The organism is Solicola agrisoli (assembly GCF_049059935.1).
Classification (GTDB): domain Bacteria; phylum Actinomycetota; class Actinomycetes; order Propionibacteriales; family Nocardioidaceae; genus JAURVT01.
In genome coordinates, this window is sequence record NZ_JBMGQR010000028.1 from 21,787 (window position 1) to 48,575 (window position 26,789).

At 73.3% G+C, this 26,789-nt stretch carries 27 protein-coding genes; 8 read left to right on the plus strand and 19 right to left on the minus strand.

The annotated features are described in order from the left end of the window. Positions 1–56: 56 nt before the first annotated feature. Together ACI6PP_RS11780 and ACI6PP_RS11785 are read left to right on the plus strand one after the other, a co-directional pair. A complete protein-coding gene (locus ACI6PP_RS11780) occupies positions 57–617 on the plus strand; it encodes a CGNR zinc finger domain-containing protein (protein ID WP_421111777.1) in 561 nt (186 codons plus the stop codon). Further along, positions 614–2,254, plus strand: a complete 1,641-nt coding sequence (locus ACI6PP_RS11785) for a DNA repair helicase XPB (protein ID WP_421111778.1) — start codon at positions 614–616, stop codon at positions 2,252–2,254. Before ACI6PP_RS11780 ends, ACI6PP_RS11785 begins: the two co-directional genes overlap by 4 nt. Position 2,255: 1 nt before the next feature. Here the strand turns inward: ACI6PP_RS11785 and ACI6PP_RS11790 are convergent, their stop codons facing one another. From ACI6PP_RS11790 to ACI6PP_RS11800, 3 genes are read right to left on the minus strand one after another with little or no spacing between them, the layout of a single operon-like run. Further along, positions 2,256–2,687 carry an NUDIX hydrolase gene (locus ACI6PP_RS11790; protein WP_421111779.1) on the minus strand — a complete coding sequence of 144 codons (432 nt, stop codon included), beginning with the start codon at positions 2,685–2,687 and terminating at the stop codon, positions 2,256–2,258. After that, complete coding sequence (locus tag ACI6PP_RS11795) at positions 2,684–3,670, minus strand: YihY/virulence factor BrkB family protein (protein ID WP_421111780.1); 987 nt, start codon at positions 3,668–3,670, stop codon at positions 2,684–2,686. The genes ACI6PP_RS11790 and ACI6PP_RS11795 overlap by 4 nt, the downstream gene beginning before the upstream one ends. After that, positions 3,667–4,797, minus strand: coding sequence for an aminotransferase class V-fold PLP-dependent enzyme (locus ACI6PP_RS11800; protein ID WP_421111781.1), 1,131 nt, complete (start codon positions 4,795–4,797; stop codon positions 3,667–3,669). Before ACI6PP_RS11800 ends, ACI6PP_RS11795 begins: the two co-directional genes overlap by 4 nt. A gap of 115 nt (positions 4,798–4,912) precedes the next feature. Here ACI6PP_RS11800 and ACI6PP_RS11805 point away from each other — a divergent pair, with 115 nt between their 5' ends. Next, on the plus strand, positions 4,913–5,500 hold the full coding sequence (locus ACI6PP_RS11805; RefSeq protein ID WP_421111782.1) for a calcium-binding protein: 588 nt from the start codon (positions 4,913–4,915) through the stop codon (positions 5,498–5,500). Between the two features lie 107 nt (positions 5,501–5,607). Beyond that, positions 5,608–6,180, plus strand: coding sequence for an HD domain-containing protein (locus ACI6PP_RS11810; protein WP_421111783.1), 573 nt, complete (start codon positions 5,608–5,610; stop codon positions 6,178–6,180). On the opposite strand, the gene ACI6PP_RS11815 is transcribed toward ACI6PP_RS11810, so the two are convergent. After that, entirely contained in the window at positions 6,152–6,418 is a 267-nt protein-coding gene (locus ACI6PP_RS11815; protein ID WP_421111784.1) for a DUF4031 domain-containing protein, read from the minus strand. The two genes, ACI6PP_RS11810 and ACI6PP_RS11815, sit on opposite strands and share 29 nt — an antisense overlap. Positions 6,419–6,462: 44 nt before the next feature. On the opposite strand from ACI6PP_RS11815, the gene ACI6PP_RS11820 reads away from it, so the two are divergent. Together ACI6PP_RS11820 and ACI6PP_RS11825 are read left to right on the plus strand one after the other, a co-directional pair. Continuing rightward, positions 6,463–8,484: a HelD family protein gene (locus tag ACI6PP_RS11820; protein ID WP_421111785.1), complete on the plus strand. Its 2,022-nt coding sequence runs from the start codon at positions 6,463–6,465 to the stop codon at positions 8,482–8,484. A 32-nt stretch (positions 8,485–8,516) separates the two neighbouring features. After that, positions 8,517–8,858 carry a hypothetical protein gene (locus ACI6PP_RS11825; RefSeq protein ID WP_421111786.1) on the plus strand — a complete coding sequence of 114 codons (342 nt, stop codon included), beginning with the start codon at positions 8,517–8,519 and terminating at the stop codon, positions 8,856–8,858. Positions 8,859–8,923: 65 nt separating this feature from the next. Here ACI6PP_RS11825 and modA read toward each other — a convergent pair whose 3' ends face one another. The 11 genes from modA to ACI6PP_RS11880 all read right to left on the minus strand — a co-directional run bounded on the left by modA (position 8,924) and on the right by ACI6PP_RS11880 (position 20,811). Then, the gene (gene modA, locus ACI6PP_RS11830; RefSeq protein ID WP_421111787.1) at positions 8,924–9,733 is read right to left on the minus strand and encodes a molybdate ABC transporter substrate-binding protein; all 810 of its coding nucleotides are present in this window, start codon (positions 9,731–9,733) and stop codon (positions 8,924–8,926) included. A 120-nt stretch (positions 9,734–9,853) separates the two neighbouring features. After that, positions 9,854–10,216 carry a DUF779 domain-containing protein gene (locus ACI6PP_RS11835; RefSeq protein ID WP_476712934.1) on the minus strand — a complete coding sequence of 121 codons (363 nt, stop codon included), beginning with the start codon at positions 10,214–10,216 and terminating at the stop codon, positions 9,854–9,856. A gap of 17 nt (positions 10,217–10,233) precedes the next feature. Continuing rightward, a complete protein-coding gene (gene exaC, locus ACI6PP_RS11840; protein ID WP_421111789.1) occupies positions 10,234–11,757 on the minus strand; it encodes an acetaldehyde dehydrogenase ExaC in 1,524 nt (507 codons plus the stop codon). A gap of 425 nt (positions 11,758–12,182) precedes the next feature. After that, the gene (locus ACI6PP_RS11845) at positions 12,183–13,490 is read right to left on the minus strand and encodes a sigma-54-dependent transcriptional regulator family protein (protein WP_421111790.1); all 1,308 of its coding nucleotides are present in this window, start codon (positions 13,488–13,490) and stop codon (positions 12,183–12,185) included. A 65-nt stretch (positions 13,491–13,555) separates the two neighbouring features. Next, the gene (locus ACI6PP_RS11850; RefSeq protein WP_421111791.1) at positions 13,556–14,266 is read right to left on the minus strand and encodes an SRPBCC family protein; all 711 of its coding nucleotides are present in this window, start codon (positions 14,264–14,266) and stop codon (positions 13,556–13,558) included. 11 nt (positions 14,267–14,277) lie between these two features. Further along, a complete protein-coding gene (locus ACI6PP_RS11855; protein ID WP_421111792.1) occupies positions 14,278–15,132 on the minus strand; it encodes an FAD binding domain-containing protein in 855 nt (284 codons plus the stop codon). Next, the gene (locus ACI6PP_RS11860) at positions 15,129–17,600 is read right to left on the minus strand and encodes a xanthine dehydrogenase family protein molybdopterin-binding subunit (RefSeq protein WP_421111793.1); all 2,472 of its coding nucleotides are present in this window, start codon (positions 17,598–17,600) and stop codon (positions 15,129–15,131) included. Before ACI6PP_RS11860 ends, ACI6PP_RS11855 begins: the two co-directional genes overlap by 4 nt. Next, a complete protein-coding gene (locus tag ACI6PP_RS11865) occupies positions 17,597–18,097 on the minus strand; it encodes a (2Fe-2S)-binding protein (RefSeq protein ID WP_421111794.1) in 501 nt (166 codons plus the stop codon). The genes ACI6PP_RS11860 and ACI6PP_RS11865 overlap by 4 nt, the downstream gene beginning before the upstream one ends. A gap of 218 nt (positions 18,098–18,315) precedes the next feature. Beyond that, entirely contained in the window at positions 18,316–19,362 is a 1,047-nt protein-coding gene (locus ACI6PP_RS11870; RefSeq protein WP_421111795.1) for an EAL domain-containing protein, read from the minus strand. An 11-nt stretch (positions 19,363–19,373) separates the two neighbouring features. Further along, the gene (locus ACI6PP_RS11875; protein WP_421111796.1) at positions 19,374–19,544 is read right to left on the minus strand and encodes a DUF1059 domain-containing protein; all 171 of its coding nucleotides are present in this window, start codon (positions 19,542–19,544) and stop codon (positions 19,374–19,376) included. A 115-nt stretch (positions 19,545–19,659) separates the two neighbouring features. Then, positions 19,660–20,811 (minus strand): XdhC family protein, encoded by a 1,152-nt coding sequence (locus ACI6PP_RS11880; protein WP_421111797.1) that lies wholly within the window; start codon positions 20,809–20,811, stop codon positions 19,660–19,662. Positions 20,812–20,904: 93 nt separating this feature from the next. Between ACI6PP_RS11880 and ACI6PP_RS11885 the strand changes: the two genes are divergently transcribed. Continuing rightward, positions 20,905–21,705 (plus strand): endonuclease/exonuclease/phosphatase family protein, encoded by an 801-nt coding sequence (locus tag ACI6PP_RS11885; protein ID WP_421111798.1) that lies wholly within the window; start codon positions 20,905–20,907, stop codon positions 21,703–21,705. A gap of 6 nt (positions 21,706–21,711) precedes the next feature. On the opposite strand, the gene ACI6PP_RS11890 is transcribed toward ACI6PP_RS11885, so the two are convergent. Genes ACI6PP_RS11890 through ACI6PP_RS11905 form a run of 4 tightly spaced genes read right to left on the minus strand, consistent with a single transcriptional unit; the run spans position 21,712 to position 25,616 of the window. Beyond that, positions 21,712–22,830, minus strand: coding sequence for a vWA domain-containing protein (locus tag ACI6PP_RS11890; protein ID WP_421111799.1), 1,119 nt, complete (start codon positions 22,828–22,830; stop codon positions 21,712–21,714). Further along, positions 22,827–23,714: an AAA family ATPase gene (locus ACI6PP_RS11895; protein WP_421111800.1), complete on the minus strand. Its 888-nt coding sequence runs from the start codon at positions 23,712–23,714 to the stop codon at positions 22,827–22,829. Before ACI6PP_RS11895 ends, ACI6PP_RS11890 begins: the two co-directional genes overlap by 4 nt. Before the next feature lie 17 nt (positions 23,715–23,731). Further along, entirely contained in the window at positions 23,732–24,304 is a 573-nt protein-coding gene (locus ACI6PP_RS11900) for a nucleotidyltransferase family protein (RefSeq protein ID WP_421111801.1), read from the minus strand. Between the two features lie 4 nt (positions 24,305–24,308). Continuing rightward, a complete protein-coding gene (locus ACI6PP_RS11905) occupies positions 24,309–25,616 on the minus strand; it encodes an Nramp family divalent metal transporter (protein ID WP_421111802.1) in 1,308 nt (435 codons plus the stop codon). Between the two features lie 101 nt (positions 25,617–25,717). Here ACI6PP_RS11905 and ACI6PP_RS11910 point away from each other — a divergent pair. Beyond that, positions 25,718–26,789, plus strand: a 1,072-nt coding sequence (locus tag ACI6PP_RS11910; RefSeq protein WP_421111803.1) for a M20/M25/M40 family metallo-hydrolase, incomplete at its 3' end; no start/stop codon positions are given.

A 26,789-nucleotide genomic window follows, 5' to 3' on the forward strand; every position in this document is an offset into this window, starting at 1 on the left:
GAGTCTCCATGGTCGGTGATCATGACACCTCAGGGCGTCCGACGTAAGGTTCAGAGGTGGACCTGACCCGCTACAGCGAGCGCGCGGCGCACCTGGTCAACGCGCGTCTGGACGACCTCGACGACCTGCGCGCGTTCCTGCGCAGCCCGCTGAGCCTCGGCGACCCGTCGGGCGACGAGCCCGGCCGCGGCTGGCTGGCCGCCCGCGCCACCCGTCGCGACCTCGCCGACCTGCGGGCCTTCGCCGACGACCTGCGTCCCGTCTTCGTCGCCGCCGGCGCCGGTCGTCAGCACGAGGTGGTCCGCGGGCTGAACGCCCTGCTCGAGCAGCACCCCGTCAGCCCGCGCATCGTGGGCGACGGCCCGGACAGCTGGCACCTGCACGTCGCGGGCGCGCGCCGTCCGGCCGAGCTCGTCGTGGCCGAGGCGCTCTTCGGCCTCAGCACGCTCGTCTGCGACCGCGGCACCGGACGCCTCGGCGTCTGCGCCGGCAGCGGGTGTGACCATGTCTACGTGGACACCTCCCCCAACACCTCGCGTCGCTACTGCACCGACCGGTGCGCGTCGCGGGCCAACGTCGCGGCCTTCCGGGCCCGCAAGAAGGCGAGCCTGTCGTGACCGACGGACCCCTGATCGTGCAGTCGGACAAGACCCTGCTGCTCGAGGTGGACCACGACCAGGCGGGCGCGTGCCGGCGCGCGATCGCCCCGTTCGCCGAGCTCGAGCGCTCGCCCGAGCACGTCCACACGTACCGCATCACGCCGCTCGGCCTGTGGAACGCGCGCGCCGCCGGCCACGACGCCGAGCAGGTCGTCGACGCGCTGATGGACTACTCGCGCTACCCGGTGCCGCACTCGCTGCTCGTCGACGTGGCCGAGACCATGGCGCGCTACGGGCGCCTGCGCCTGGAGCGCCACCCCGTCCACGGCCTGGTGCTCATCACGACCGACCGCGCCGTGCTCGAGGAGGTCGTCCGCAGCAAGAAGGTCGCGCCCATGCTCGGCGAGCGGATCGCCGACGACACGGTCGTCGTGCACTCCTCCGAGCGGGGGCACCTCAAGCAGCAGCTGCTCAAGGTCGGCTGGCCCGCCGAGGACCTCGCGGGCTACGTCGACGGCGAGGCCCACCCGATCTTCCTGGCCGAGGACGACTGGCACATGCGGCCGTACCAGGCCGAGGCCGTCGAGTCGTTCTGGCACGGCGGGTCCGGCGTCATCGTCCTGCCCTGCGGCGCGGGCAAGACCATCGTCGGCGCGGCCGCGATGGCGCAGGCCAAGGCCACCACGCTGATCCTGGTGACCAACACCGTCTCGGCACGGCAGTGGAAGGAGGAGCTGCTCAAGCGCACCTCCCTGACGCCCGACGAGATCGGCGAGTACTCCGGTGCCGTCAAGGAGATCCGGCCCGTCACCATCGCGACCTACCAGGTGATGACGACGCGCCGCAAGGGCGTCTACCAGCACCTCGAGCTGTTCGACGCGCGCGACTGGGGCCTGGTGGTCTACGACGAGGTGCACCTGCTCCCCGCCCCGATCTTCCGGATGACCGCCGACCTGCAGGCGCGCCGCCGGCTCGGACTCACCGCCACCCTGGTGCGCGAGGACGGGCACGAGGGCGACGTGTTCTCGCTCATCGGGCCCAAGCGCTTCGACGCGCCGTGGAAGGACATCGAGCAGCAGGGCTACATCGCCCCCGCCGACTGCGTCGAGGTGCGGGTGACGCTGAGCGAGGGCGAGCGCATCGCGTACGCCACCGCGGAGTCCGACGTCCGCTACCGCCTCGCCGCCTCCTCCCCGCGCAAGATCGCGGTGGTCGAGGAGCTGGTCAAGAAGCACGCGGACGAGCCCACGCTCGTCATCGGGCAGTACATCGACCAGCTCGACGAGCTCGCTGAACGGCTGGGCGCGCCCGTCGTCAAGGGCGACACCACCGTCAAGGAGCGCGAGCACCTGTTCTCGGCGTTCCGCACCGGCGAGATCTCGCTGCTCGTGGTGAGCAAGGTGGCCAACTTCTCGGTCGACCTGCCCGAGGCGAGCATCGCGGTGCAGGTGTCGGGCGCGTTCGGCTCCCGCCAGGAGGAGGCCCAGCGCCTCGGCCGCCTGCTGCGCCCCAAGGGTGACGGCCGCACCGCCCACTTCTACGCCGTGGTCGCCCGCGACACCGTCGACGCCGAGTTCGCCCAGCACCGCCAGCGCTTCCTGTCCGAGCAGGGCTACGCCTACACCATCACCGACGCGGCCGACCTGGCCTCCTGAGTCAGCCCAGCAGGTCGGCCAGGGCCTCGGGGTAGACGTCCTCGGTGGTGGTGCGGAGGTCGTGGACGCTCCACCAGCGCCAGCCCTCGAGCGTGTCGCGCTCGAGCGGGGTCCAGCCCGAGCTGACGGGCTCGAACGCGTCGACGTCGAGGCGGAAGAAGTGCTCCTCGGAGCAGAACCAGTCGCCGGACAGCCAGAACCGCGAGCGGCGGCAGTAGACCACCGGGCCCAGCTCGCCCACCACGATGCCGGTCTCCTCCCACGCCTCGCGACGGGCGGCGTCCTCGAGCGACTCGCCCTCCTCGACGCCGCCGCCGGGGGTGAACCAGTAGCGCGGCACGTCGGGATCGCCCGGGTCGCGACCGCCGAGCAGCAGCACCCTGCCGTCGCCGTCCACCACCAGCAGCCGCGCCGAGCGGCGCCACGAGGTCACCCGTCGTCGCCCGTCCGGCGGTGCTCGCTCGTGGGGCCGGGGTCGGGCAGCGCGGGCTCGGTCACCCCGGCCCGCAGCGCCTCGAGCTGGGCGGCGAGCGCGACGCCGAACATCAGCGCGATCGACGTCAGGTACGACCACAGCAGCAGCGCCATGACGCCCGCCAGCGGGCCGTAGACGTCGCCGAACGACTCCCCCACCCGCACGTACAGGGCCAGCAGGCCCGAGGCCACCATCATCAGCACGACGGTGACGCCCGCGCCCAGCGCCAGCCAGCTGAACCCCGGCTGACGACGCCGGGGCGCGTGCTCGAGCAGGACGCCGACCGCGGCCGTCGTCACGGCCAGGCCCACCGGCCAGCGCAGGATCGCGAACACCCGGCTCGTGGTGTCGGACCAGTCGTAGACGTCGCGCATCGCGTCGCCGAAGGCCCCGCCCGCGACGAGCAGCGCGAACCCCAGCCCGACCGGCACCACCAGCACCGCGGTCATCACCGCCGCCCGCAGGTACTTGGCCAGCGCCGGACGGTCGCGCTCGATGCCGTAGATCCGGTTGCTGCCGCGCTCCACCTGCGCGAAGGCCGTCGTCATCGACACCAGCGCGAAGAGCAGGCCGAGCACCAGCACCACCTCGCCGACGTCCTCGCCGCCGTCGCCCTGCTGCAGGGCCGACGCGGCCGCGTCGCCGCTGCCGGTGCCCGGCGACACCGCGCCCACCGTCGACGCGATCACGGTCGACACCTTCTCGGCGTCGATGTCGGCGGCCAGGCCGGTGAGCGCGATGAGCAGCGGGACGGTGGCCAGCACCAGCTGCAGCGCGAGCGCGCGGCTGTGGCTGAAGCCGTCGCCGTACCGGAACCGGACGAACGCCTCCGCCAGCAGCGACTTGACCCCGTGGCTGCGGATCGTGTGCCAGGCGTCCTCGGCGTCCAGCTCGTCGCCCGACATGTCCGAGGTGACGGGCACCTCCGTCGCGGTGGTCACGCGCGGCAGGCCGGCAGCGCGTCGGCGAGGCGGCGCACGTCGTCCAGGTCGGTGTACGGGCCGGCCGCGACGCGCACGTACGGCTCGCCGCCGAACCACTGCGGCGCCACCTCGACGCCGTGGTCGTCGCTGAGCGCGCGGTAGACGCGGTCGACGTCCTCGGGCCCGGTCAGGACGCCGGCGGGCGGCCGCACCAGGCGCATCGTCGGCGCGGGGACGACGGGCAGGCCGTCGAGCGAGGTGCCCCAGGCGTCGGCGAGCAGCGCCTGGGCGTCGGACGCGACGGCCGTCATCGCGTCCACCTTCGTCCAGCCGCCGAGGGACTCCCAGACGTCGAGGCCGTCGCCGACCGCGAGCCACCCCGAGTAGTCGCCGGTGCCCGGGTGGTCGAACCACGCGCCCCGCGGGCCGGCGAGGTTCCAGCTGAGCACCAGGGGGTGGACCGGTGGCGCGGACGGCGAGGTCCACAGCACCGCGGTGCCGCGGCTCGTGTGCGCCCACTTGTGCAGGTTGCCCGCCCAGTACGTCGCCCCGCTCGCCCGCACGTCCACCGGGGCCGACCCCGGGACGTGCGCCGCGTCGACGAGCACCGGCGCGTCCACCGCCGCCACGACCCCGGCCACGGGCAGGACGGTGGCCGTCGGGGAGGTGATCGCGTCGACCACCACGAGGCGGGTGCGGGGCGACGTGGCGTCCGCGTACGCCGCGACCACCGTCGTGTCGTCCGCGCCTACGTCGAAGGCGGCCTCGACGAGCACCGCCCCGCGCCGCTCGACCCAGTGCTCCACGGCGAGGCGCACGGCCCCGTACCCGTGGCTGCACACGACCACCTCGTCGCCCTCGACCAGGTCGAGGGACGCGAGGACCGTCGAGACCGCTTCGGAGATGTTGTGCACCAGCGCGGCCTCGTCGGGCGGCACGCCGACGAACGCGGCGGCACGCTCGCGGGCCGTCGCCATCAGCGCGGGCAGCCGCACCCGGTGGAAGTGGTGGGGGTTGCGCTCGGCCTCGTCCTGCCAGCGGCGCTGGGCGTCACGGACGGCGCGCGGCACGGTGCCGAAGGCCCCGTGGTTGAGGTGGGCGGTGTCGGGGTCGAGCCCGAACAGGTCGGCGACGTCGGTGAGCACGACACCACCCTAAGAACTCCCTCACCGATTCCTCACCGAGCCTTCACCGGCCGTCGACAGAGTCCTCCTCAGACGCACCGCACCGCACCCACCTCGTCCTCACCAGGAGCTCCCGATGTCCTTCCTCACCACCGCCCGCACCGCCGTCGCCGCCGGCTCGGTCGCCGTCCTCACCGCCGGCTCGCTCGCCCTCTTCGCCAGCCCCTCCCAGGCCGCCACCCCCACGTGCAACGGCCTCACCGCCACCATCGTCGGCACCGCCGCCTCGAACGAGATCGAGGGCACCGCCGGCAACGACGTCATCGTCGGCCTCGCCGGCCACGACGAGATCGACGGCAACGGCGGCAACGACGTGATCTGCGGCGGCACCGGGAACGACGAGATCTCCGGCGACGGCGGCAACGACAAGATCTTCGGCCAGGCCGGCAACGACGACGTCGACGGCGACTCCGGCAACGACCGCATCAAGGGCGGCGCCGGCAACGACGACATCGACGGCAGCAGCGGCGCCGACGTCGTCTGGGGCGACTCCGGCCGCGACCGCATCGACGGCGAGAGCGGCCGCGACGTCCTGCGCGGTGGCGCGAACAACGACCGCATCGAGGGCGGCTCGGGCAAGGACCGCATCTCCGGCGGCTCGGGCAAGGACCGCATCGCCCAGGGCTCCTTCGCCGACCGTGACGACGACGGCGACGACGACTGACCTCCCCCGCACCGACCCACGCCGGTCCGCGGCCCGATCTCGGGTCGCGGACCGGCGTGTTCGTTCATAGCCTGGAGCGGTCAGGGGTCGATCGTCAGGGGGCTGTGGTGCGCACGTCGTGGCAGCTCGAGCTCGGTCGACGGTGGACCGAGCCGCACCGTCGTCACCACGGCATCGACCACCTCCGCGAGGTGCTCGACGCCCTCGACGTCCTCGCCTCCGACGGCCTGGTCTTCGACCGTTCGCTCGCCGGCGACGCCGCCTGGTTCCACGACGCGATCTACGACGTGCGCCGCGACGACAACGAGGAGCGGTCGGCCTCCCTGGCCCGCCGGCTGATCGGCGGCGACCGTGGCGACCGCGTCGCCGACCTGGTGCTGGTCACCAAGGCCCACGTGCTGCCGCCCGACGACGCCGAGGCCGTGGCGCTGTCGGACGCCGACCTGGCGATCCTCGGCGCGTCCCCCGAGCGGTACCACGAGTACGCCGAGGACATCCGTGCCGAGTACGCCCACGTCCCCCTCGAGACCTTCGAGGAGCGGCGGGCGCGGATCCTGGAGGACCTGCTCGACCACCCGAGCCTGTACGCGTCCGCGCAGGGACGTGACCGCTGGGAGGCCGCGGCGCGCGAGAACCTCGGCGCCGAGGTCGTCAGCCTGAGGGCCTCTTCCGGCGTCTGAGCCCCGCCGCGTGCAGCGCGGCGACGACCTCGCGGCTGCTGACGGGCCGCGCGCCGGCCTCGACCAGGCGTCCGTAGTACTCCTGCGGCACGTCGTAGTGGTCGCGCTCGAACCCGCGGGCGGGGATGCCGGCCGCCTCGGCGAACGCGTGCAGCTCCTCGGTCGAGGTGTCGCTCACCAGGTGCGACCACCAGCGCCCGTGGCCCGGCCAGTCGGGCGGATCGATGAGGATGGCCACGCCGCCAACGTATAACCGGTTGACAGAGGTGGCAGAGTCGCCTGGTGCCTGATTCCGCCGAGCTGCTGCACGAGAGGGACCACCTACGACGCTCGCGGGAGCGGCTGGCCGCGATGAGGCGCCGCACCGAGTCGCTCGAGGTGCAGGCCGGCGACGCCGTCTCGGCGGCCTACCTCGCCGGGGCGCTGTGGAAGCGGATGGTCGCGCTCGAGGACGACCCCGAGGTGCCGCTGTTCTTCGGCCGCCTCGACTACGCCGACGACGCCGCGGCGGGCACGCGCGCCGAGCGTCTCTACGTCGGGAGGCGCCACGTCACCGACGACGTCGGCGACCCGATGGTGATCGACTGGCGCGCCCCGGTGTCGCGGGCGTTCTACCGGGCGGGACCCGACGACCCGATGGGCGTCGAGCTGCGTCGCCGCTTCGGCTTCTCGCACGGCGAGGTCACCGCCTACGAGGACGAGCGGCTGCTCCACGGCGACGACGCCGAGGAGTCCGGCGGCGACATCCTGCGCGAGGAGATCGAGCGCCCGCGCACCGGCCCGATGCGCGACATCGTCGCGACGATCCAGCCCGAGCAGGACGCGATCGTGCGAGCCGACCTCGCGACGTCGGTGTGCGTCCAGGGCGCACCGGGCACCGGCAAGACCGCCGTCGGCCTGCACCGGGCGGCGTACCTGCTCTACGCGTTCGGCGACCAGCTGAGCCGGCAGGGCGTGCTCGTCGTCGGGCCGAACGACTCGTTCCTGCGCTACATCGGCGACGTCCTGCCCGCCCTCGGCGAGATCGGGCCGCGTCAGGCCACCGTCGAGTCGCTGCTCGACCACACGCCCGTGCGAGCCGTCGACGACGCCGACGTCGCCGTCGTCAAGGCCGCGCCGGTGATGGCCGACGTGCTGCGGCGTGCGGTGTGGGCGCACCTGGTGCCGCAGACCGAGACGCTCGTGGTGCCGCGCGGCTCGCGTCGTTGGCGCGTCCACGCGTGGGACGTAGAGGCGGAGGTGGCCGCGCTGCGCGAGCGCGGCGTGCGGTGGGAGGCCGGGCGCCGGATGCTCGCCCAGCGCCTGGCGCACCGCGTCCTGGTGGCGATGGAGGACGCCGGCGACTCCCCCGACGACCGCGTGCAGGACGCCGTCGCCCGCTCGCGCCCCGTCAAGGCCTACGTCGACGCGTGGTGGCCGCGGCTGCGCGCGGACGCGGTGGTGCACCGGGTGCTGGGCGACCCGGAGTTCCTCGCCACCGTCGCCGACGACCTGCTCGACGAGGACCGGCGGGCGCTGCTGCAGCGTCGTCCGGTCGGGCGCTCGCCGCGGTCGGCGCGCTGGTCGGTGCACGACGCGGCACTCGTCGACGAGGTGGGCGACCTGCTCGACCGCACGCCGAGCCAGGGCCACGTCGTGGTGGACGAGGCGCAGGACCTGTCACCGATGATGCTGCGCGCCGTGGCCCGCCGGTCGAGCACCGGCTCGCTCACCGTGCTGGGCGACCTCGCGCAGGCCACCACCCCGTGGGCGAGCACGACCTGGTCCGACGCGCTCGGCCACCTGGGCAAGCCGGGCGCCGTCGTGGAGGAGCTGACCCGCGGCTTCCGCGTGCCGGCCGACGTCATCGCCTACGCCGCCCGGCTGCTGCCGTCGATCGCGCCGTCGCTGAGCCCGCCCACCTCGGTGCGGCAGACCACCGGCTCCCTCGACGTCCGGCGCGTCGACGTCGCGTCCGCACTGGTGCCGGCCGCCGTCGAGCTCGCGGACCGACCCGGCACCGTGGGCGTGGTCGTCGCCGACGACCGCGTCCACGAGGTGCTCGCGGCGCTGCGTCCCGTGCTGCCGGACGTCGCGGTGCTGGGCGCCGACGACGACGTCGACCGTCGTGTGGAGGTGGTGCCCGCGAGCCTGGCCAAGGGCCTGGAGTTCGACCACGTGCTGCTGCTCGAGCCGGCCGACCTCGTCGAGGCCGAGCCCGACCGCACCACCGGCCTGCGCCGGCTCTACGTGTGCCTGACGCGCGCCGTCACGAGCCTGGTGGTGCTGCACGGCCGCGACCTGCCGTCCGAGCTCGACCGGTGACGTCCTTGATCGCGCCCCCTAGCGTGGATCGGGTGAGCGAGACGATCGACGGCCCCCTGCTGCGGGCCCGTGCCCTGGTGCTGCACGACCTCCAGGCCCGCGGCCTGGCCGACGCCCCGGGCGTCTCGGCCATGGAGGAGAGCCTCAGCGAGCGCACCTGGTGGCTGGAGCAGTGGCCCGACGGTGCCGCGTTCGTCCCCGGGCTCGTCGCCCAGGACGTCCAGGACTCGATGCTCGACGGACGCGGCCGCTGGCCGCTGTGCCACGGCTGCGACGTCGAGCACGCCCTGGCCCTCGAGCCGCCCCTCGGCGAGGAGCCGCACTGGGTCTGCGAGCCGACGGCCACCGTCGTCGCGCCGCTCGGCTCCCTCTAGCCCGGGACTCCTGCAGAGTTGTCGGTGCGTGGTGAGGGCATCACCAGGCACCGACAACTCCCGGGTCAGCTGGCGGGGGCGGGCTGGAAGCCGTAGGACTCCAGCACCTTCTGCCCCTCGCTGCCGGTGACGAGCTCGACCCACGCCTTCGCGAGCTCGGGGTTCTCGGCGTTCTTGAGCACGACGATCGGGTCGAGGTTGACGGCCTGGTCGGCGCCGTCGGGCACGACCACGTCGACGTCGTCGCCCGCCGCCTTGGCGTCGGAGGCGTAGACCAGGCCGGCGTCGACCTCGCCCTGGGTGATCTTGGTGAGCACGCCCTTGACGTTCTGCTCCTCGGTGGCCGGCTTCGCGGTCACCGAGCTCACCTCGAGCAGCTTGGTGGACGCGGCGCCGCACGGGGCGGCCGGGACGCAGACGGCGAAGGTGGTGCCGTCCTTGCCGAGGTCCTGGATGCTCTCGATCTTGCCGGGGTTGCCCTTCGGGGTGGCGATGACGAGCGTGTTCGACGCGAACACCGTCGGCTCGCCTGCGGCGAGGTCGGCGTCGGTGACCCTCGTCATCGTCTTCTCGTCGGCGGTGGCCAGCACGTCGGCGGGGTTGCCCTGGACGACCTGCTCGGCGAGCACCGAGGAGGAGTCGAACGACAGGTTGACCGTCGCGCCGTCGTTCTGCGACTCGAAGGTCGTCTTGAGCTCGCCGAACGCCTCGGTGAGCGACGCGGCGGCGAGCACCGTGATCTCACCGGTGGGGGCGGTGGACGTGGCGTCCGACGACGCCGAGCCGCTGGTGCCGTCGTCACCCCCGCCGCAGGCCACGAGGGCGGTGGACAGGACGAGGGCCGACGCGAGGGCGGCGAGACGACGAGGACGCATGGCGTCACCTTCCGAGGAGGGCGTGCAGAGGGGGCGTCCGCGTGTCGCGAACGCCCCCGCAGCATGTCATGTGCGCCGCGTGTGCGGTACCCGAGGCTCCTCAGGACCGCAGACGCGACGTCACACCTCCTGACCCTCCAGCGACCGCGCCTCGTCGTCGGTGAACAGCCGCGAGCGGATCAGGAACCGCTTGCCCGTCGGCCCCTCCAGCGAGAAGCCCGCTCCCCGACCCGGGACGATGTCGATCGTCAGGTGGGTGTGCGACCAGTACGCGAACTGCTCGCGGCTCATCCACACCGGGACCGGCTCGGGCAGCCCGGCGTCGAGGTCGCCCAGGTGGACGTCCGCGTCACCGGTGAGGAAGTCGCCGTCGGGGTAGCACATCGGCGACGACCCGTCGCAGCAGCCGCCGGACTGGTGGAACATCAGCGGGCCGTGCTGCTCCCGGAGGCGGACGAGCATCTCCACCGCCTCCGGGGTCACCGCGACACGCTCGACCATCAGAAGAAGCCCTGGGCGTTCTGGCTGTACGACACCAGCAGGTTCTTGGTCTGCTGGTAGTGGTCGAGCATCATCGCGTGGTTCTCGCGTCCGATGCCGGACGACTTGTAGCCGCCGAACGCCGCGTGCGCCGGGTACTGGTGGTAGCAGTTGGTCCACACGCGTCCGGCCTGGATCTCGCGGCCGGCGCGGTAGGCCGTCGAGGTGTCGCGCGACCACACCGCGGCGCCGAGGCCGTAGAGCGTGTCGTTGGCGATCTGCATGGCGTCGTCGTAGCCGTCGAAGCCGGTGACCGAGACGACGGGCCCGAAGATCTCCTCCTGGAACACGCGCATCTTGTTGTGGCCCTGGAAGATCGTGGGCGCGACGTAGTAGCCGCCCGACAGGTCGCCGCCGAGGTCGACGCGCTCGCCGCCGGTGATGATGCGGGCGCCCTCCTGGGTGCCGATGTCGAAGTACGACAGGATCTTCTCGAGCTGGTCGTTGCTGGCCTGCGCGCCGAGCATCGTCTCGGTGTCGAGCGGGTTGCCCTGCTTGATCGCCTTGGTGCGCTCGGTCGCCGCGGGCAGGAACTGCTCGAGGATCGAGTTCTGGATGAGGGCACGGCTCGGGCAGGTGCAGACCTCGCCCTGGTTGAGCGCGAACATCGTGAAGCCCTCGAGCGCCTTGTCGTAGAACGCGTCGTCCTGGGACGCGACGTCCTCGAAGAAGATGTTGGGGCTCTTGCCGCCGAGCTCGAGGGTCACCGGGATCAGGTTCTGGCTGGCGTACTGCATGATCAGCCGGCCGGTCGTCGTCTCGCCGGTGAAGGCGATCTTGCGGATCCGCTTGGACGACGCGAGCGGCTTGCCGGCCTCGACGCCGAACCCGTTGACGACGTTGAGCACGCCGGCGGGCAGCAGGTCCGCGATCAGCTCCATCAGCAGCATGATCGACGCCGGTGTCTGCTCGGCGGGCTTGAGCACGACGGCGTTGCCGGCGGCCAGCGCGGGCGCGAGCTTCCACGTCGCCATCAGGAGCGGGAAGTTCCAGGGGATGATCTGCCCGACGACGCCGAGCGGCTCGTGGAAGTGGTACGCGACGGTGTCGTCGTCGATCTGCGACAGCGAGCCCTCCTGGGCGCGGATGCAGCCGGCGAAGTAGCGGAAGTGGTCCACCGCGAGCGGCAGGTCGGCGGCCAGCGTCTCGCGGACGGGCTTGCCGTTGTCCCACGTCTCGCCGACGGCGAGCATCTCGAGGTTCTGCTCGATGCGGTCGGCGATCTTGTTCAGGATGTTCGCGCGCTCCGCGACCGCGGTCTTGCCCCAGGCGGGCGCGGCGGCGTGGGCGGCGTCCAGGGCGAGCTCGACGTCCTCGGCGGTGGAGGCGGCGACCTCGCAGAAGACCTTGCCGTTGACCGGCGAGGGGTTCTCGAAGTAGTTGCCCTTGACGGGCGCGACGTACTCGCCGCCGATCCAGTTGTCGTACCGCGGCTTGTACGTGACGACGCTGCCGTCGGTCCCGGGCTGGGCGTACACGGTCATGGAGTCTCCTCATCGACGATGCCGGGCCCGGTGCCCGGTCCTGGTCGTCGACGCTAGGACCGTCCCCGTTGCCGCCCGGTTGCCCGACCGTTGCGCAGCCGTTGCACCGAGGTGACCGGCGTCACGCCCCGGCGGTGCCTCACCCACCACCCCGCCGGCCCGAAGGTGCCCCACCCACCACCTCCGGTCGCGACGTGGTGGGTGAGGCGCCGCGGGTCGTGGGTCGCCCACCGCCCGCACCGGTCGGCGGCGGGCGACCCCGCGCACCCTCGTCGCGCCCTGGCACGCCCACGACGACGCGCGCCCCGGTGGCTCAGCGACCACCGTCGGTGTCGGGCCCACGACCTCGAGCCCAGTGGTGGTGGGTAGGACACCGCCGTCCAGCTCGGGTGGTGGGTGAGCCACCGCCGGACGGGAGCCGAGGGTCAGGTGAGGTCGGCGTCGAGGCGGGCGAGGTGGGCGAGCACCTGGGAGCGGCGGGGGGACGACGCGGGCATGGAGGCGAGGACGGCCTGCCACAGCTCGAGGTCGTCGCGGCCGTGCTCGGTGTCGGCGAAGCCGAGGAGGGCGTCGGGGTCACCCCGGTCGACCAGGACCGCGCGCAGCTCGTCGTGCAGCGAGCGCCGCAACCGGACGACGCCGGGTGCCTGGGAGTGTGGGAGGACGGGGCCGCGGTACTCGCTGACGGCTTGGCGCAGCTGGCCGTGGCGCAGGGACTCGCGCACGGCGTCGGCGTCGGTGCGCAGCGTGCCGGCCAGGCGGTAGGGACGGGACTGCATGTGCAGCGGCTTGATCAGCGACCGCAGGCGCGACAGCTCGGCGCGGACGGTGACCGGCGCGTGGTCGACCTCGCTGAGCTGGACGGCGAGCTCGGCCGACGACAGCCCGTCGGGGGCCGACGCGAGCAGCAGCAGCATCTCGCTGTGCCGCAGGCTGAGCCGGGACGCGCTGGAGCCGTGGCCGAGCAGCGCCGACCGTGCGCCGAGGACGCGCAGGGTGCTCGGCGGCGTGGGACGCGGCGCGCCGCTCGACCCGCCCGGGGTGTCGAGGCGGTGACGCATCAGGCTGCCGATACGCAGCTCGGACTCCACCGCGGCGACGGTGGCCCGGACCAGCGAGAGGCTCTGCGGGGCCGCCACCTCCGGCCCGCCGGTGAGGTCGAGGACGCCGAGGATGGCACCGGTGTCGGGGTCGTGGATCGGCGCGGCCGAGCAGCTCCACGGCGTGACGGGCCGCGCCAGGTGCTCGGCGCCGAAGATCTGGACGGGACGGTCGAGCGCGAGCGCGGTGCCCGGCGCGTTGGTGCCCGCGCGGGCCTCGCTCCAGTTGGCCCCGGGCAGGAAGGTCATGCCCTCGGCGCGCGAGCGCAGCGACGACGACCCCTCCACCCACAGCAGCCGTCCGACGGAGTCGCTGACGGCCACGAGCAGGCCGGCCTCGGTGGCGCTCTCGACGAGGAGCCGGCGGATCAGCGGCATCGTCGCGGACAACGGGTGCCCCGCGCGGACGGCCTCGAGCGCCGCCTCGTCGAGGTCGACGTCGGCCGGCGCCGACTCGGGGTCGACGCCCTCGGACAGGCACCGCCGCCACGACTCGACGACGACGTCGCGCAGCCCGGTGCTGGTGGCCCCGGTCTCGACGAAGAGGTCGTGGGCGTGGCTGAGCGCGCGTGCCAGCTGGTCCGGGTCGGAACCGTGCGGGAACGCGAGCTCGTGCGGCGGGGCGCTCGCCATGGGCCGAGCCTAGGTGTGATGCAGGCCACCTTCAAGCAAACGACCGAACGAGCACCCCGCCGACGTCAGCGCCTGACCAGACGCACCAGCACCAGGAGCACGACGAGCCCGATCCCCGCCGGGACCCCGTAGCGCTTGAGCAGCACCGGGAGCACCGTCGCACCGAGGTCGATCTCCTCGGCCTCGCGCGGCGGCGGCGTCGCACGACGCTGCCCCCCGCCCTGCGGCCCGGTGGGCGGGGCGGTCGCGGCCGGCCCGTCCCCGGGCGTCGGGGCCCCGCTGTCGGGCGCCGCGGCCGAGGCCGCCGGGGCGGGCTCGGGCTCGGGCTCGGCGTCCGGGCCCAGCTTGGTCGCGATGCAGTCGACGAACCGGCCGAGCAGCTTGTCGCTGACGTCCTGCATCACCCCGCGTCCGAACTGCGCGGGCTTGCCGGTGACCGCGAGGTCGGTGGTCACCTCGACCTTGGTGCCCTCGCCGTCGGCGCTCAGCTGGGCGACGACGGTGGCGCCGGCGGTGCCGTTGCCCCGCTTGTCCTTGCCCTTGGCCTCGATGACCGCGCGCCGGTTGGCCTCGTCGCGCTCGAGGAACTTGCCGGTGCCCCCGTACTGCAGGGCGATCGGCCCGAGCTTGACCTTGACGGTGCCGGTGAACTCGTCCCCGTCGACGCCCGTGAGGACGGCGCCGGGGAAGCAGGGCGCGATGCCCTCGAGGTCGTTGAACGCCGCCCAGGTCTCCTCGACGGAGGCCGGCACGGTGAACGTGTGGCTCAGGTCCACTCCCGCTCCCCTCAGGCGCCCGCGGCGGTGAGCACCGCACGCTTGGTCAGGACGCCCGCGAGGTGACGGCGGTAGTCGGCGTCGCCGTTGGTGTCCGACGGCGGGGTGGTGCCCTCGGCGACCGACGCCGTGGCCTCGGCGACCGCGGCCTCGTCCAGCGAGACCCCGACGAGCGCCTGCTCCACGGCGTTCGCGCGGATCGGCGTCGAGCCCATGTTGGTGAGCCCGATCTGCGCCTCGGCGATCGTGCCGCCCTCGACGCGGACGGTGGCGCCGACCGCGACGATCGACCACTGCTGCGCGACCCGGGTGAACTTCTTGTAGCTCGAGCCCCAGCCGGTGTGCTTGGGGATGCGCACGTGGGTGAGGATCTCGTCCTCCCCCACCGCCGTGGTGAACAGGTCGACGAAGAACTCCGACGCCGGCACGGTGCGGGTGCCGCCCGGTCCGGCGACGACGAACTCCGCCCCCATCGCGAGCGCCGGCGCCGGCAGGTCGCCGGCCGGGTCGGCGTGGACGAGCCCGCCGCCGAAGGTGCCGCGGTGCCGCACCTGGGGGTCGGCGACGGTCTTGCTCGCCGCCGCGATCAGACCGGCGTGCTGCTCGACCAGCGGGTCGTGCGCGACGAGGTGGTGCGGCGTCATGGCCCCGATCACCAGCGCGTCGCCGTCCTCGCGGATGCCGCGCAGGTCCTCGATCTTCCCGAGGTCGATCAGGACCTCGGGCCCGGCGAGCCGCAGCTTGAGCACGGGGATCAGGCTCATGCCGCCGGCGAGGATCTTGCCCTCGTCACCGGCCTGGCCGAGCAGTCGGATCGCGTCCTCGACGCTCGTGGGCGCCTCGTACTCGAACTTGGTGGGGATCACTGCACGTCTCCTGTCGGGAGGGAGCCACTGGAGTTGGAGCCGCTCGCGGCCTGCTCGGGGCTGGTGGTCTCGGGGACGGCCGACTCGGCGCCGCCGCCCTTGGCCGCCAGGCCGCCCTTGCCGGCGTTGTTGATCGCCGTCCAGACGCGGTGCGGGGAGCACGGCATCAGGATGTCCTCGACGCCCAGGTGGCGGACGGCGTCGATCACGCCGTTGACGATCGCCGGGGTCGAGGCGATGGTGCCGGCCTCGCCGACGCCCTTGACGCCGAGCGCGTTGGTCGTCGCCGGGGTCTCGGTGCGGTCGGTGATGAACGACGGCAGGTCGGCCGCGCTCGGCACCAGGTAGTCGACGAACGAGCCCGACACGAGCGTGCCGGCGTCGTCGTGGACGGCCTCCTCGAACAGGGCCTGCGCGATGCCCTGCACCAGCCCGCCGTGCACCTGGCCCTCCACGATCAGCGGGTTGACGACGTTGCCGATGTCGTCGACGCAGACGTACTTGCGGAGCGTCACCTCACCGGTCTCGGTGTCGACCTCCATCGCCGCCAGGTGGGTGCCGTGCGGGTAGTTGAAGTTCTCGGGGTCGAAGGTGGCGTCGGAGTCCAGGCTGGGCTCCATCCCGTCGGGCAGGTCGTGCGCGGCGAAGACCGCGAGCGCCGTCTGCGCGATGTTGACCGACGCGTCGGTGCCCTTGACCGTGAAGTCGCCGCCGGCGAACTCGACGTCGTCGGGGTTGGCCTCCATCATGTGCGCGGCGACGGCCTTGGCCTTCTCGATCACCTTGTCTGCGGCGGCCACGATGGCCATGCCGCCGACGACCAGCGAGCGCGAGCCGTAGGTGTCCAGGCCCTTGTGCGAGCTGGCCGTGTCGCCGTGCAGCACCTCGATGTTGTCGAACGGGACGCCGAGCCGGTCGGCGACGATCTGGCTGAACGCCGTCTCGTGGCCCTGGCCGTGGGCGCTGGCGCCCGTGACGACCTCGACCGAGCCCGTGGGCAGCATCCGGACGGTGGCGTGCTCCCAGCCGCCGGCGCCGTAGTTGAGCGAGCCGAGGACGCGCGACGGCGCCAGGCCGCACATCTCGGTGAACGTCGAGATGCCGATGCCCAGCTGGACGCGGTCGCCGGACTCACGGCGCTGCTTCTGCTCCGCGCGCAGCTCGTCGTACCCGAACAGCTCGAGCGCCTTGGCCGTGGCGGCCTCGTAGTTGCCGGTGTCGTACTCCAGGCCCGCGACCGTGGTGAACGGGAACTCCTCGTGCTTGATCCAGTTCTTCTCGCGCAGCTCGAGCGGGTCCATGCCCAGCTCGGCGGCGAGGTCGTCCATCAGGCGCTCGATGCCGAACGTGGCCTCGGGACGGCCCGCGCCGCGGTAGGCGTCGGTCCAGGTCTTGTTGGTGAACAGGTTCGTGGTCGAGAACCGGTAGGCCGGGAACTTGTAGATCGAGTTGAACATGAACGCGCCGAGCACCGGGACGCCCGGCGTCACCAGGCCGAGGTAGGCGCCCATGTCGGCCAGCAGGTCGACGCTGAGACCGGTGACGATGCCGTCCTTGGTGGCGCCGATCTTGAGCCGCTGCAGCTGCGCGCGGCCGTGGTGGGCGGCCATCAGCGACTCGCTGCGGGTCTCGGTGAGCTTGACGGGCTTGCCGAGGCGGCGGGCCGCGAGCAGCGTCACGACCTCCTCGGGCGTCACCTGCAGCTTGCCGCCGAACCCGCCGCCGACGTCGGGCGCGATCACGCGGACCTTGCCCTCGGGGATGCCGAGCGTCATCGCCAGCATCAGGCGCAGGATGTGCGGCACCTGGGTGGCCGACCACATGACGATCTGGTCGCCGGTGGGGTCGACGAGCGTCGAGCGCGGCTCCATGAACGCCGGGATCAGCCGCTGCTGGGTGTAGGTGCGCTCCACGACGACGTCGGACCCGGCGAGCGCCTGGTCGACGTCGGTGCCGGTGCCCGCCTCGGCGGAGTCGAAGACCCAGGTGGCGGACTTGTTGGTGCCGAGCGACGGGTGCGCCAGCACCGTGTCGGTGAGCGCGTCCTCCAGGCCGAGGACGACCGGCAGCTCGTCGTAGTCGACGTCGACGAGCTCGACGGCGTCACGGGCCTGGGCCGCCGTGCGGGCGACCACCACGGCCACGATCTCGCCGGCGAAGGCGACGTGGTCGACGGCGACGGCCGGGTGCGGCGGGGCCTTCTGGTCCTCGGTGATGGGCCACGCACACGGCAGGCTGCCCTGCTCGTCGGCGAGGTCGGCGCCGGTCAGGACGCTGACGACGCCCGGGGACGCCTTGGCCTCGCTGACGTCGATCGCGGTGATGGTGGCGTGGGCGAAGGGGCTGCGCACGCAGGCGATGTGGAGCATGCCGGGCAGCGTCATGTTGTCGGTGTAGCGGGTGCGGCCGGTGATGAGGCGCTGGTCCTCCTTGCGGAGCCGGGCGCTGCCGATCTCGGTGACGGTCATGCCGCCCCCTCCTCGCTGTGGGTGGCGGACGCCGTGGCGCCGGCGGCGGCCTGCACGGCCGCGACGATGTTCTGGTAGCCCGTGCAGCGGCACAGGTTGCCCTCGAGGCCGTCCCGCACCTCCTGCTCGGTGGGGTTCGGGTTCTCCTGGAGCAGCGCGATCGACTGCATGATCATGCCGGGGGTGCAGAAGCCGCACTGGAGCGCGTGCTTCTCGTGGAACGCCGTCTGCATCGGGTGCAGCTCACCGTCCTGGGCCAGGCCCTCGATCGTCGTCACGTCGTGGCCGTCGGCCTGGACCGCGAACATCGTGCACGACTTGACGCTCTGTCCGTCGAGGTGCACGGTGCAGGCGCCGCAGTTCGTGGTGTCGCACCCGATGAGCGTCCCGGTCTTCCCGAGCTGCTCGCGGAGGTACTGGACGAGCAGCGTGCGCGGCTCGACGTCGTCCTCGTAGGTGACCTGATCGACCGTGACGCTGATCGGCTTGTTCGCCATCGTGTCTCCCGACTGTCGTGAGGGGTCGAGGACAGCACGGACGTCCCGTGGACCTCGTCCCTCCTGACTACCGGGGTGTGACGGCCGCCACAATCGTTGCAGCAACGTTGCAGCCGCATCCGCGGCGTCACGCGCCCACCGCAGCCGCAGGTGAAAATAGGGGCGCCAGAAGTAGGCAAATCTGCCGCGGGCGCGTGACCCGGCCGCCGACCGCGGCGTCAGTCCTCCGACGGCGTGCGGTCGAGCGCGGCGGCGAGCAGCGTCTCGAGCAGCACCACGCCGACCGCACGACCGGCGGCGTCGGTGACCAGCAGCGGCGACCACCGCTGCTCGGGCCGGCGGGCCACGGCGCGGTCCACGGCCTCGCGCAGGGTCGTCGTCGGGGCGAAGGTCGTCACCGGGTCGAGGTGGTCGTCGCTGCGCCAGCGTCCGAGGTCGTCGCGGCGGAACCCCTCGTCCACCGGGAGCATGAGCGCGGCGAGCGAGTCGGCCGAGTGCCCGGTGACCACGCGGTCCGCGATCGTCGCGGGGTCGTCGAGGCCCACCCACGGCGCGGCGGGGCGGCCGAGCAGCCAGCCCTGGGCGAGCGGGACGCCGAGGCGCACCAGCGCGTCGAGCTGGGCGACCGTCTCGACGCCCTCGGCGACCACCCAGGCGTCGAGGGTGCCGCACAGGTGGCCGAGCGAGCGGACCATCGCCTCGGCCGCGGGGTCGTGGCCGAGGTCGGCGATGAGCTCCTTGTCGAGCTTGACGATCTGCGGGCGCAGGCGCATCAGCTGGTTGAGGCTGGCGTACCCCGCGCCCACGTCGTCGGCCGCGATCAGTGCGCCGCGCGACCGCAGGGCGTCCAGGCCCTTGGTGACGCGCTCGCGGTCGTCCGGCCACGCGTGCTCGGTGACCTCGACGACCAGGCGGGCCAGGCAGTGCCGGTCGAGCATCGGGTCCATCACCTCGGGGACGCCGACGTCGAGCGGGTCGACGTTCACGGTGAGGAACGTGTCGTCGGGCAGCCGGTCGAGCAGGTCGAGCGCGCGCCGGACCACGACGGACTCGAGCCGGCTCGACAGGCCGTGCTCGCGGGCGGCCTCGAAGATCGGCTCCGGGCCGATGCCCCACGCGGTCGGCGCGCGCGACAACGCCTCCCAGCCCGCGACGGCACCGGACGCGAGGTCGACGACGGGCTGGACCACCAGCCGCAGCAGCCCGGGGTCGTCGCAGAGCGCGAGGACGGCGGCGAGCGGGTCGGGCGCCGTCGTCGGGGGCACGGCCCGGGCGGTCACAGCGGCTGCATCGCCCCGCGCACGGCGGTGACGACGTGGTCGGGCACGACGCTCAACCCGTGGTCGCGCGCGGCGTGGTGGGCCACCTGCGTGAGGATCTCGTCCTCGGTCCCGGTGAAGCGAGCGGTGCAGCCGGGGACCACGTCCCCGCAGCGGAACTTCTTCATGTCGTCCTCCCCGAGTCGACGCCGGCCGAGTCGTGCGTCGTTCGGCACCATCCTGGGTTCGGACGTCCCGGCCGCCCAGGGACCTGATGATCTCTGCGGTCAACCTTGAGACTCTTCAGGTCTGCGGGAGGGGTGCCGGCTCCTCGTGGTGGATGCGGCCGTCGCGCTCGCTGAGGCGGTTGCCCTGCCCGCCCCACCGCAGCGCGATGATCTCGGCGGCGATGGAGACCGCGGTCTCCTCGGGCGTGCGGGCACCGAGGTCGAGGCCGACGGGGCTCGACAGCCGGTCGATCTCGTCCTCGGCGAGGCCGGCCTCGCGGAGTCGTGCCAGGCGGTCGTCGTGGGTGCGGCGCGAGCCCATGGCGCCGACGAACGCGGGCCGCTGGTCGTCGGGCAGTCGCAGGGCCACCTCGAGCAGCGGCACGTCGAACTTGGGGTCGTGGGTGAGCACGCAGAGCACGGTGCGCTCGTCCAGAGCCTTCACGTCGGCCTGCTCCTGCAGGTATCGGTGCGGCCACGCGACGACCACCTCGTCGGCGTCGGGGAACCGGGCCTTCGTGGCGAACACGGGACGCGCGTCGCACACCGTCACGTGGTAGCCGAGGAACACGCCCTGCCGGGCGACGGCGGCGGCGAAGTCGATCGCGCCGAACACGATCATCCGCGGCTTGGGGGCGTAGGACGCGACGAAGACCTGCATGCCCTCGCCGCGGCGCTGGCCGTCGGGGCCGTAGGTGAGCACGGCGTTGCGTCCGGCGGCGAGCAGCCCGCGGACGTCGTCGGCGACGGCGTGGTCGGCCCGCTCGGAGCCCATCTCGCCCTCGACGCGGTCGCCGCGGACGACGAGGCGTCGCCCGACCCAGGCCGGGTCGGGGTGGGCGACCACCGTGGCGACGGCGACGGCCACCCCGGCCTCGACGTCGTCGGCGATCGCCCCGAGCTCGGGGAACGTCTCCTGCGAGACCGGCTCGACGAAGACGTCGAGGATGCCGCCGCACGTGAGCCCGACGGCGAACGCGTCGTCGTCGCTGACGCCGTAGCGCTGCAGCACCGGGGTGCCGTCGGCGACGACCTCCTGCGACAGCTCGTAGACCGCGCCCTCGACGCACCCGCCCGACACCGACCCCGCGGCCTCGCCCGCGGGCGAGACCACCATCGACGCGCCGGCCGGGCGCGGGGCGGAGCGGAACGTCTGGACCACCGTGGCCACGCCGGCGGTGCCGCCGTCGCGCCAGGTGCGCAGGATCTCGGGCATCACGTCTCGCACGCCGTCAGCCTACGCGCCGGTGTGACCTGGACCTCCTCGTCCTGTTCACCTCGGCCCCGTCCGGCGTTCACCGGCGCTCCCTAGCGTCGCGGCGTGATCCCGACCCGCCACCTCCTCGCCCTCGTCGCGACGCTCCTCCTGCTCGGCACCGTGGCCGCGCCGGCCGGGGCGCACCCCCGCCCGGAGGACCGTCCCGAGCACCGGCCCGGCTCGACCCTGGTGCAGATGAACCTGTGCCTGTCGGGCCTGGCCGGCTGCTTCGGACGCACGGCGTACCCGGCCGTCCTGGACGAGGCCGTCGCCCGCATCGACCAGGCGCGGGCCGACGCCGTCACGCTCAACGAGGCGTGCAGCGGCGACGTCGCGTCCGTGGCCCGGCGCACCGGCCTGCACGCCCGCTTCTCGACCGTCCTCTACCGCGGGGCGCCGCTGGAGTGCCGCACCCCCACCGGGCGCGGCGTGTTCGGCAACGCCGTGCTGACGCGCGACCCCGTGGTGGCCTGGGAGGACCGTGCCTACGAGGCGCAGGCCGGCGTGGAGGAGCGGCGCTGGGCGTGCGCGACGACCTCGCACCGACGCACGACCTGCGTCACCCACCTCAGCACGGCCGGCGCCGGGGAGCCCGCGGCCGCCAACGAGGCGCAGTGCGTCGAGCTCGGGCGCGTGCTCGAGCGTCGGGCCCGGGCGGGCGAGCGGGTGTGGTTCGCCGGCGACGTCAACCGTCGCCCGAGCTGCGCCCCGCGGGGCTTCACCACCCTCGACGACGCCGCCGCCACCCAGGCACCCGGCATCCAGCACGCGTACGTGCACCGCTCGCGTGGACGCGCCACCGGCACCGTGGTCGCCGCCCGGTACACCGACCACGACGTCCTGGTGGTGCGGGCGCGGCACTGAGGCGTCTCAGTCGCGCCCGACGACCTCGGCGACGGCCGCGAACGCCGCCATGGAGTGCCCGGCCACGAAGGCGTCGACGAACGGCAGCGCCGCGGCGATGCCGCCCTGGACGGGGGCGTAGCCGACCTTGCCGCGGTGGGGGTTGGACCAGACGACGCGGTGGCCGAGGCGCTGGAGGCGCTGCACCTGGCGACCGAGCAGCTCGGGGTCGCCCCGCTCCCAGCCGTCGCTCGCGATGACGACGACGGCGCCGCGGGCCATGCCGCGCTGGCCCCAGCGGTCGACGAAGGCGCCCAGCACCTCACCGAGGCGGGTGCCGCCGGACCAGTCGGGCACGACCTCGCCCGCCGCGGCGAGCGCCCGTTCGGGGTCGCGCAGCCGCATGGCCCCGGTGACGCGGGTGAGCCGGGTGCCGAGCGTGAAGACCTCGGTGCTGCGGGGCGCCGCGGCCACCATCTGGTGGGCCAGGCGCAGCAGGCTGTCGGCGTACGGCTCCATCGATCCCGACACGTCGATCAGCAGCACCACGCGACGCGGGCGCGTGCGTCGTCGGCGGTGCTTGAGCGGGCCGGGCTCGCCGCCGCGACGCAGCTGGTCGCGCAGGGTGCGGGACGGGTCGACGTCACCGCGCCGGTGGGGCCCGCGGCGGGGGCTGCGACGCGTGGGCGGGTGCACCTCCAGGCGGGCGAACATCCTGGCGAGCCGCTTGCGCTCGGCGGTCGACAGCGTGGCGACGTCGCGGTGCTTGAGCGCGTCCTCGTCGCTCGCGATCATCGCGACGGTGCGGTCGTCGCCGTCGGACTCCCCCTCGGCCTCGCTGTCGCCGAGGTCGGCCTGCTGGACGACGCGCGGCGCGGGGCGGCTCGGACGGGTGCGCGGGTGCTCGTCGGCGAACCAGGTGTCGAACGCGCGGTCGTAGGCGCGGAGGTCGTCCGGCCCCGCGAGCAGCGTGGCGCGTCCGGCCCAGTACACCGCCTCCCGGTCACCGGCGCCGACGCACGCGACGGCGGTGAGGAACGACTGCGTGCGGTCGAGGGTGACGTCGACGGCGGCGGCGCGCAGCGCGTGGCAGAACGCGACGAGGACCTCGTCGGCGTCGTTCCCGGCGGCACCGTCGTCGATCACGACGCGAGCATCCGGTCCAGGGCGACGCGGACGCGGTCGGTGTCCTCGCGGTACTTGCAGACCGCGCCGATGGTGGCGGCGGCGGACTCCAGGTCCATCTCGGTGCGGCCCAGCTGGTGCAGGGCCCGCGCCCAGTCGAGCGTCTCGGCGACGCCGGGCGGCTTGAGCATGTCCTCGGCGGCACGCAGGTGCTGCACGGTGGTGACGACCTGCTCGGCCAGCGCCTGCGACACCTCCGGCAGCCTCGCCCGGACGATCTCGACCTCGCGCTGCAGGCCCGGGTGGTCGATCCAGTGGTAGAGGCAGCGGCGCTTCAAGGCGTCGTGCAGCTCGCGGGTGCGGTTGGACGTGAGGACCACGACCGGCGGCGTGCCGGCCTCGATCGTGCCGAGCTCGGGGATCGTGACGCGGTACGTCGACAGCACCTCGAGCAGGAACGCCTCGAACTCGTCGTCGGCGCGGTCGATCTCGTCGACGAGCAGGACCGCGGGCGCCTCGCGCAGCGCCCGCAGGATCGGGCGGGCCAGCAGGTAGCGCTCGTCGAACAGGGAGGCCTCGACGTCGTCGGTGCCCTGCCCCTCGTCGACGCCGTGGGTGGCCTCGAGCGTGCGCAGGTGCAGGATCTGCCGGGTGAAGTCCCAGTCGTAGAGGGCCTGGCTCGCGTCGATGCCCTCGTAGCACTGCAGCCGGATCAGCGGCACGCCCGCGGACGCCGCCACCGCCTCGGCGAGCGCGGTCTTGCCGGTGCCGGGCTCGCCCTCCAGCAGCAGCGGGCGCTGCATCGCCAGCGCCAGGTAGGTGACGGTCGAGAGGCCGTCGTCGGCGAGGTAGCCGCTCGCCTGGAGCCGTTGGGCCACGTCCTCGGGGGATGTCGCGTCGATCACACGGCCACCCTAGGTCGTCAGGTCGACGGGGGCGTGTCGACGTCGACGCCGCTCGCGAGGTCGGAGCAGTCCACCTCGGTGACGTCGTGCGCCCCGAGGTAGTCGCGCGCACCGCGGTCGCCGTCGGCCGAGGCCAGGACGCCCCGCCAGTGCTCGCGGCCGAGCAGCACGGGGTGACCGGGGCCCGACGTCGCGAACGACGCCCGGGCCAGCGAGGCGGGCGAGGCGTGCTCGACGACGCGCGCCACGACGTCCGCGCCGACGTCGGGCAGGTCGACCAGGTGCACCAGCGCCGCGTCGGCGTCGCACCCCGAGCGCACCAGGTGCTCGAGCCCGGCGCGCAGCGACGCGCCCATGCCCTCGTCCCAGTGGGGCGACTCCACGAGCGAGACGGGCTCGTGCGTCAGCAGCCCGCACACCGTCGCGGCGTCCGCGCCCACCACCACGACGACGGGCTCGCAACCGCCCTCGGCGAGCGCGCGCGAGGCCGACACCGCCCACGGCGTGCCGTCCGCGCCCTCGACGAGCGCCTTGGGCCGTCCCATCCGACGCCCCGCGCCGGCGGCGAGCAGCAGGCCCACGACTCCCACGGCGTCAGCCCAGGAAGGGCAGGTAGGGGACGAGCAGCTTGCGCAGCTCGTTGACCGCGAGCGCGATGAACAGCGCGGCGCACAGGCCCATCAGCGAGTTGGACAGCCAGCCGTTGCGGTGCTCGCGGGGCACCTCGGTGTGGGGCAGGGCGCCGTCCTTGCGGCGGTTGAGCAGCAGCAGGAGCGTGACGGCCAGGAACGGCATGAAGAACGCGCCGAGCACGCCGTAGGCGAGGACGAGCCCGACGGGCTGGTCGAGGAACAGCAGGCCCATCGGCGGGATCGTCAGCCAGAGCATGTACCAGCGGAAGTACTTGCCACCCGTGCGCGTGTCGGGGTGGCCGGACTCCAGGCCCTTCAGGTTGCCCACGTAGTCGGCGAACATCAGGCTGACGCCGCTCCACACGCCGATCAGCGACGAGAACGACGACGCCCAGAACCCCACCAGGAACAGCGTGCCGAACCACTGGCCGTAGCGGTCCTGCAGCACGTCGGCGAGGTCGAGCAGGCCGCGGTCGCCGGTGGCGACGGCGATGTTGGCCGAGAACAGCAGCTCGGCCCCGACGACCAGCATCGCGACGACGAACAGCCCGGTCATGCCGTACGCGACGCCGTTGTCGAGGCGCATCACCTTCATGTAGCGCGGCGTCGACCAGCCCTTCTCGCGCAGCCAGTAGCCGTACGCCGCCAGGGTGATCGTGCCGCCGACGCCGCCGGCCAGGCCGAGGACGTAGATCAACGAGCCGCCCGGGATGATCGGCCGGAAGCCGAGCACGATCTCACCGAGGTTCGGGACGGCGACGATCGCCGCGCCGATCACGGTGACGAACATGATGCCGACGAAGACGGTGATGACCTTCTCGAAGGTCGCGTAGCTGCCGAACCACACCAGCGCGAGCCCGAGCAGGCCCGAGACGATCGCGACCACCCGCAACGACAGGTCGGGGAACAGGGTGACGATCGGCAGCGCGGACGACGACATCGCCGTCGCGCCGTAGACGAAGCCCCAGATGACGATGTACGGGGCGAAGTACCAGGTGGTCCACGGCCCGAGGCTGCGCCAGCCCTCGAAGATCGTGCGGCCGGTGGCCAGGGAGTAGCGTCCGGCTCCCTCGACCAGGATCACCTTGAGGATCGCGCCCAGCACGGCCACCCACAGCAGCGTGTAGCCGTAGTTGGCACCGGCGACGAGCGTCGCGACGAGGTCGGCCGCGCCGACGCCCGTCGCCGCGACCACCAGGCCGGGCCCGATCACCTTCCACCGCGGCGGGCCGCTGGTCTCGTCGGTCTGGGGCGAGGCGTCCTGGCTCATGCCGGGCGGGCTCCTTCGTCGGCGTCCGGGGAGGAATGTCCGGTGATCCTCGCGTGAATCCCCCTGCGGATCAAACCCGCGGGCTGCGGCAGACTGGCCGCATGAGCGACCCCACCGAGACGAGCGACCTCGCCGCACGCGTCCTCGACGCGATCGACGAGGCGCAGATCGCCGCCGACCTCGCGACGCTCGTGTCCTACCCGAGCGTCGACGGCACGGACGCCGAGAACGACGTGCAGCAGTGGTGCGCCGGGCGTCTCGGCGAGCTCGGTCTCGACGTCGACCACTGGCCGATCGACCTCGCCGCCGCCCGTCAGGACCCCGAGTTCCCGGGCATGGAGACCGAGCGCGAGGAGGCGTGGGGCTGCGTCGGGTCGTGGTGGGCCAAGGACTCCGCCAGCGACGACGACCCGTGGCCCGCGCTCGTCCTGAACGGCCACGTCGACGTCGTCCCTCCCGGCGACCTCGAGCTGTGGCCCAACCACGACCCCTTCACGCTGCGCCTCGACGGCGGGCAGTGGTGGGGCCGCGGTGCCAACGACATGAAGGGCGGCGTCGCCGCGATCATCGGCGCGGTCGCGGCGCTCAAGGCCGCGAAGGTGCCGCTGCGCCGCTCGCTCGCGGTGCACACCGTCATCGGCGAGGAGGACGGCGGCCTCGGCACCTACGGCACGCTCCAGCGCGGCCACACCGGCGACATGTGCGTCATCGCCGAGCCCACCGCCCGCGAGGTCGTCGCGGCGAACGCCGGCTCGCTGACGTTCCGCATCGGCATCCAGGGCGCCTCGACGCACGGGTCGACGCGGCTGGCGGGCGTCAGCGCGATCGAGAAGTTCGAGGTCCTGCACCGCGCGCTGCACGACCTCGAGCGGCACCGCAACGCCGACAGCCACCCGCTGTTCGCGCACCTCGACCTGCCGTGGCCCATCTCGGTGGGCACGATCAGCGCCGGCGACTGGGCGAGCACCGTGCCCGACCGCTGCGTCGTGGAGGGCCGCTACGGCGTCATGCCCGGCGAGTCGGTCGTGGAGGCGAAGTCGGCGTTCTTCGCCGCCCTGATGGAGGCCTGCATGGGCGACCCGTGGCTGCGCGACCACCCCGTCGACCTCACCTGGCCCGGCGGGCTGTTCGCGCCCGGCCAGCTGGTCGAGGGCCACCACCTGCTGCCCGACG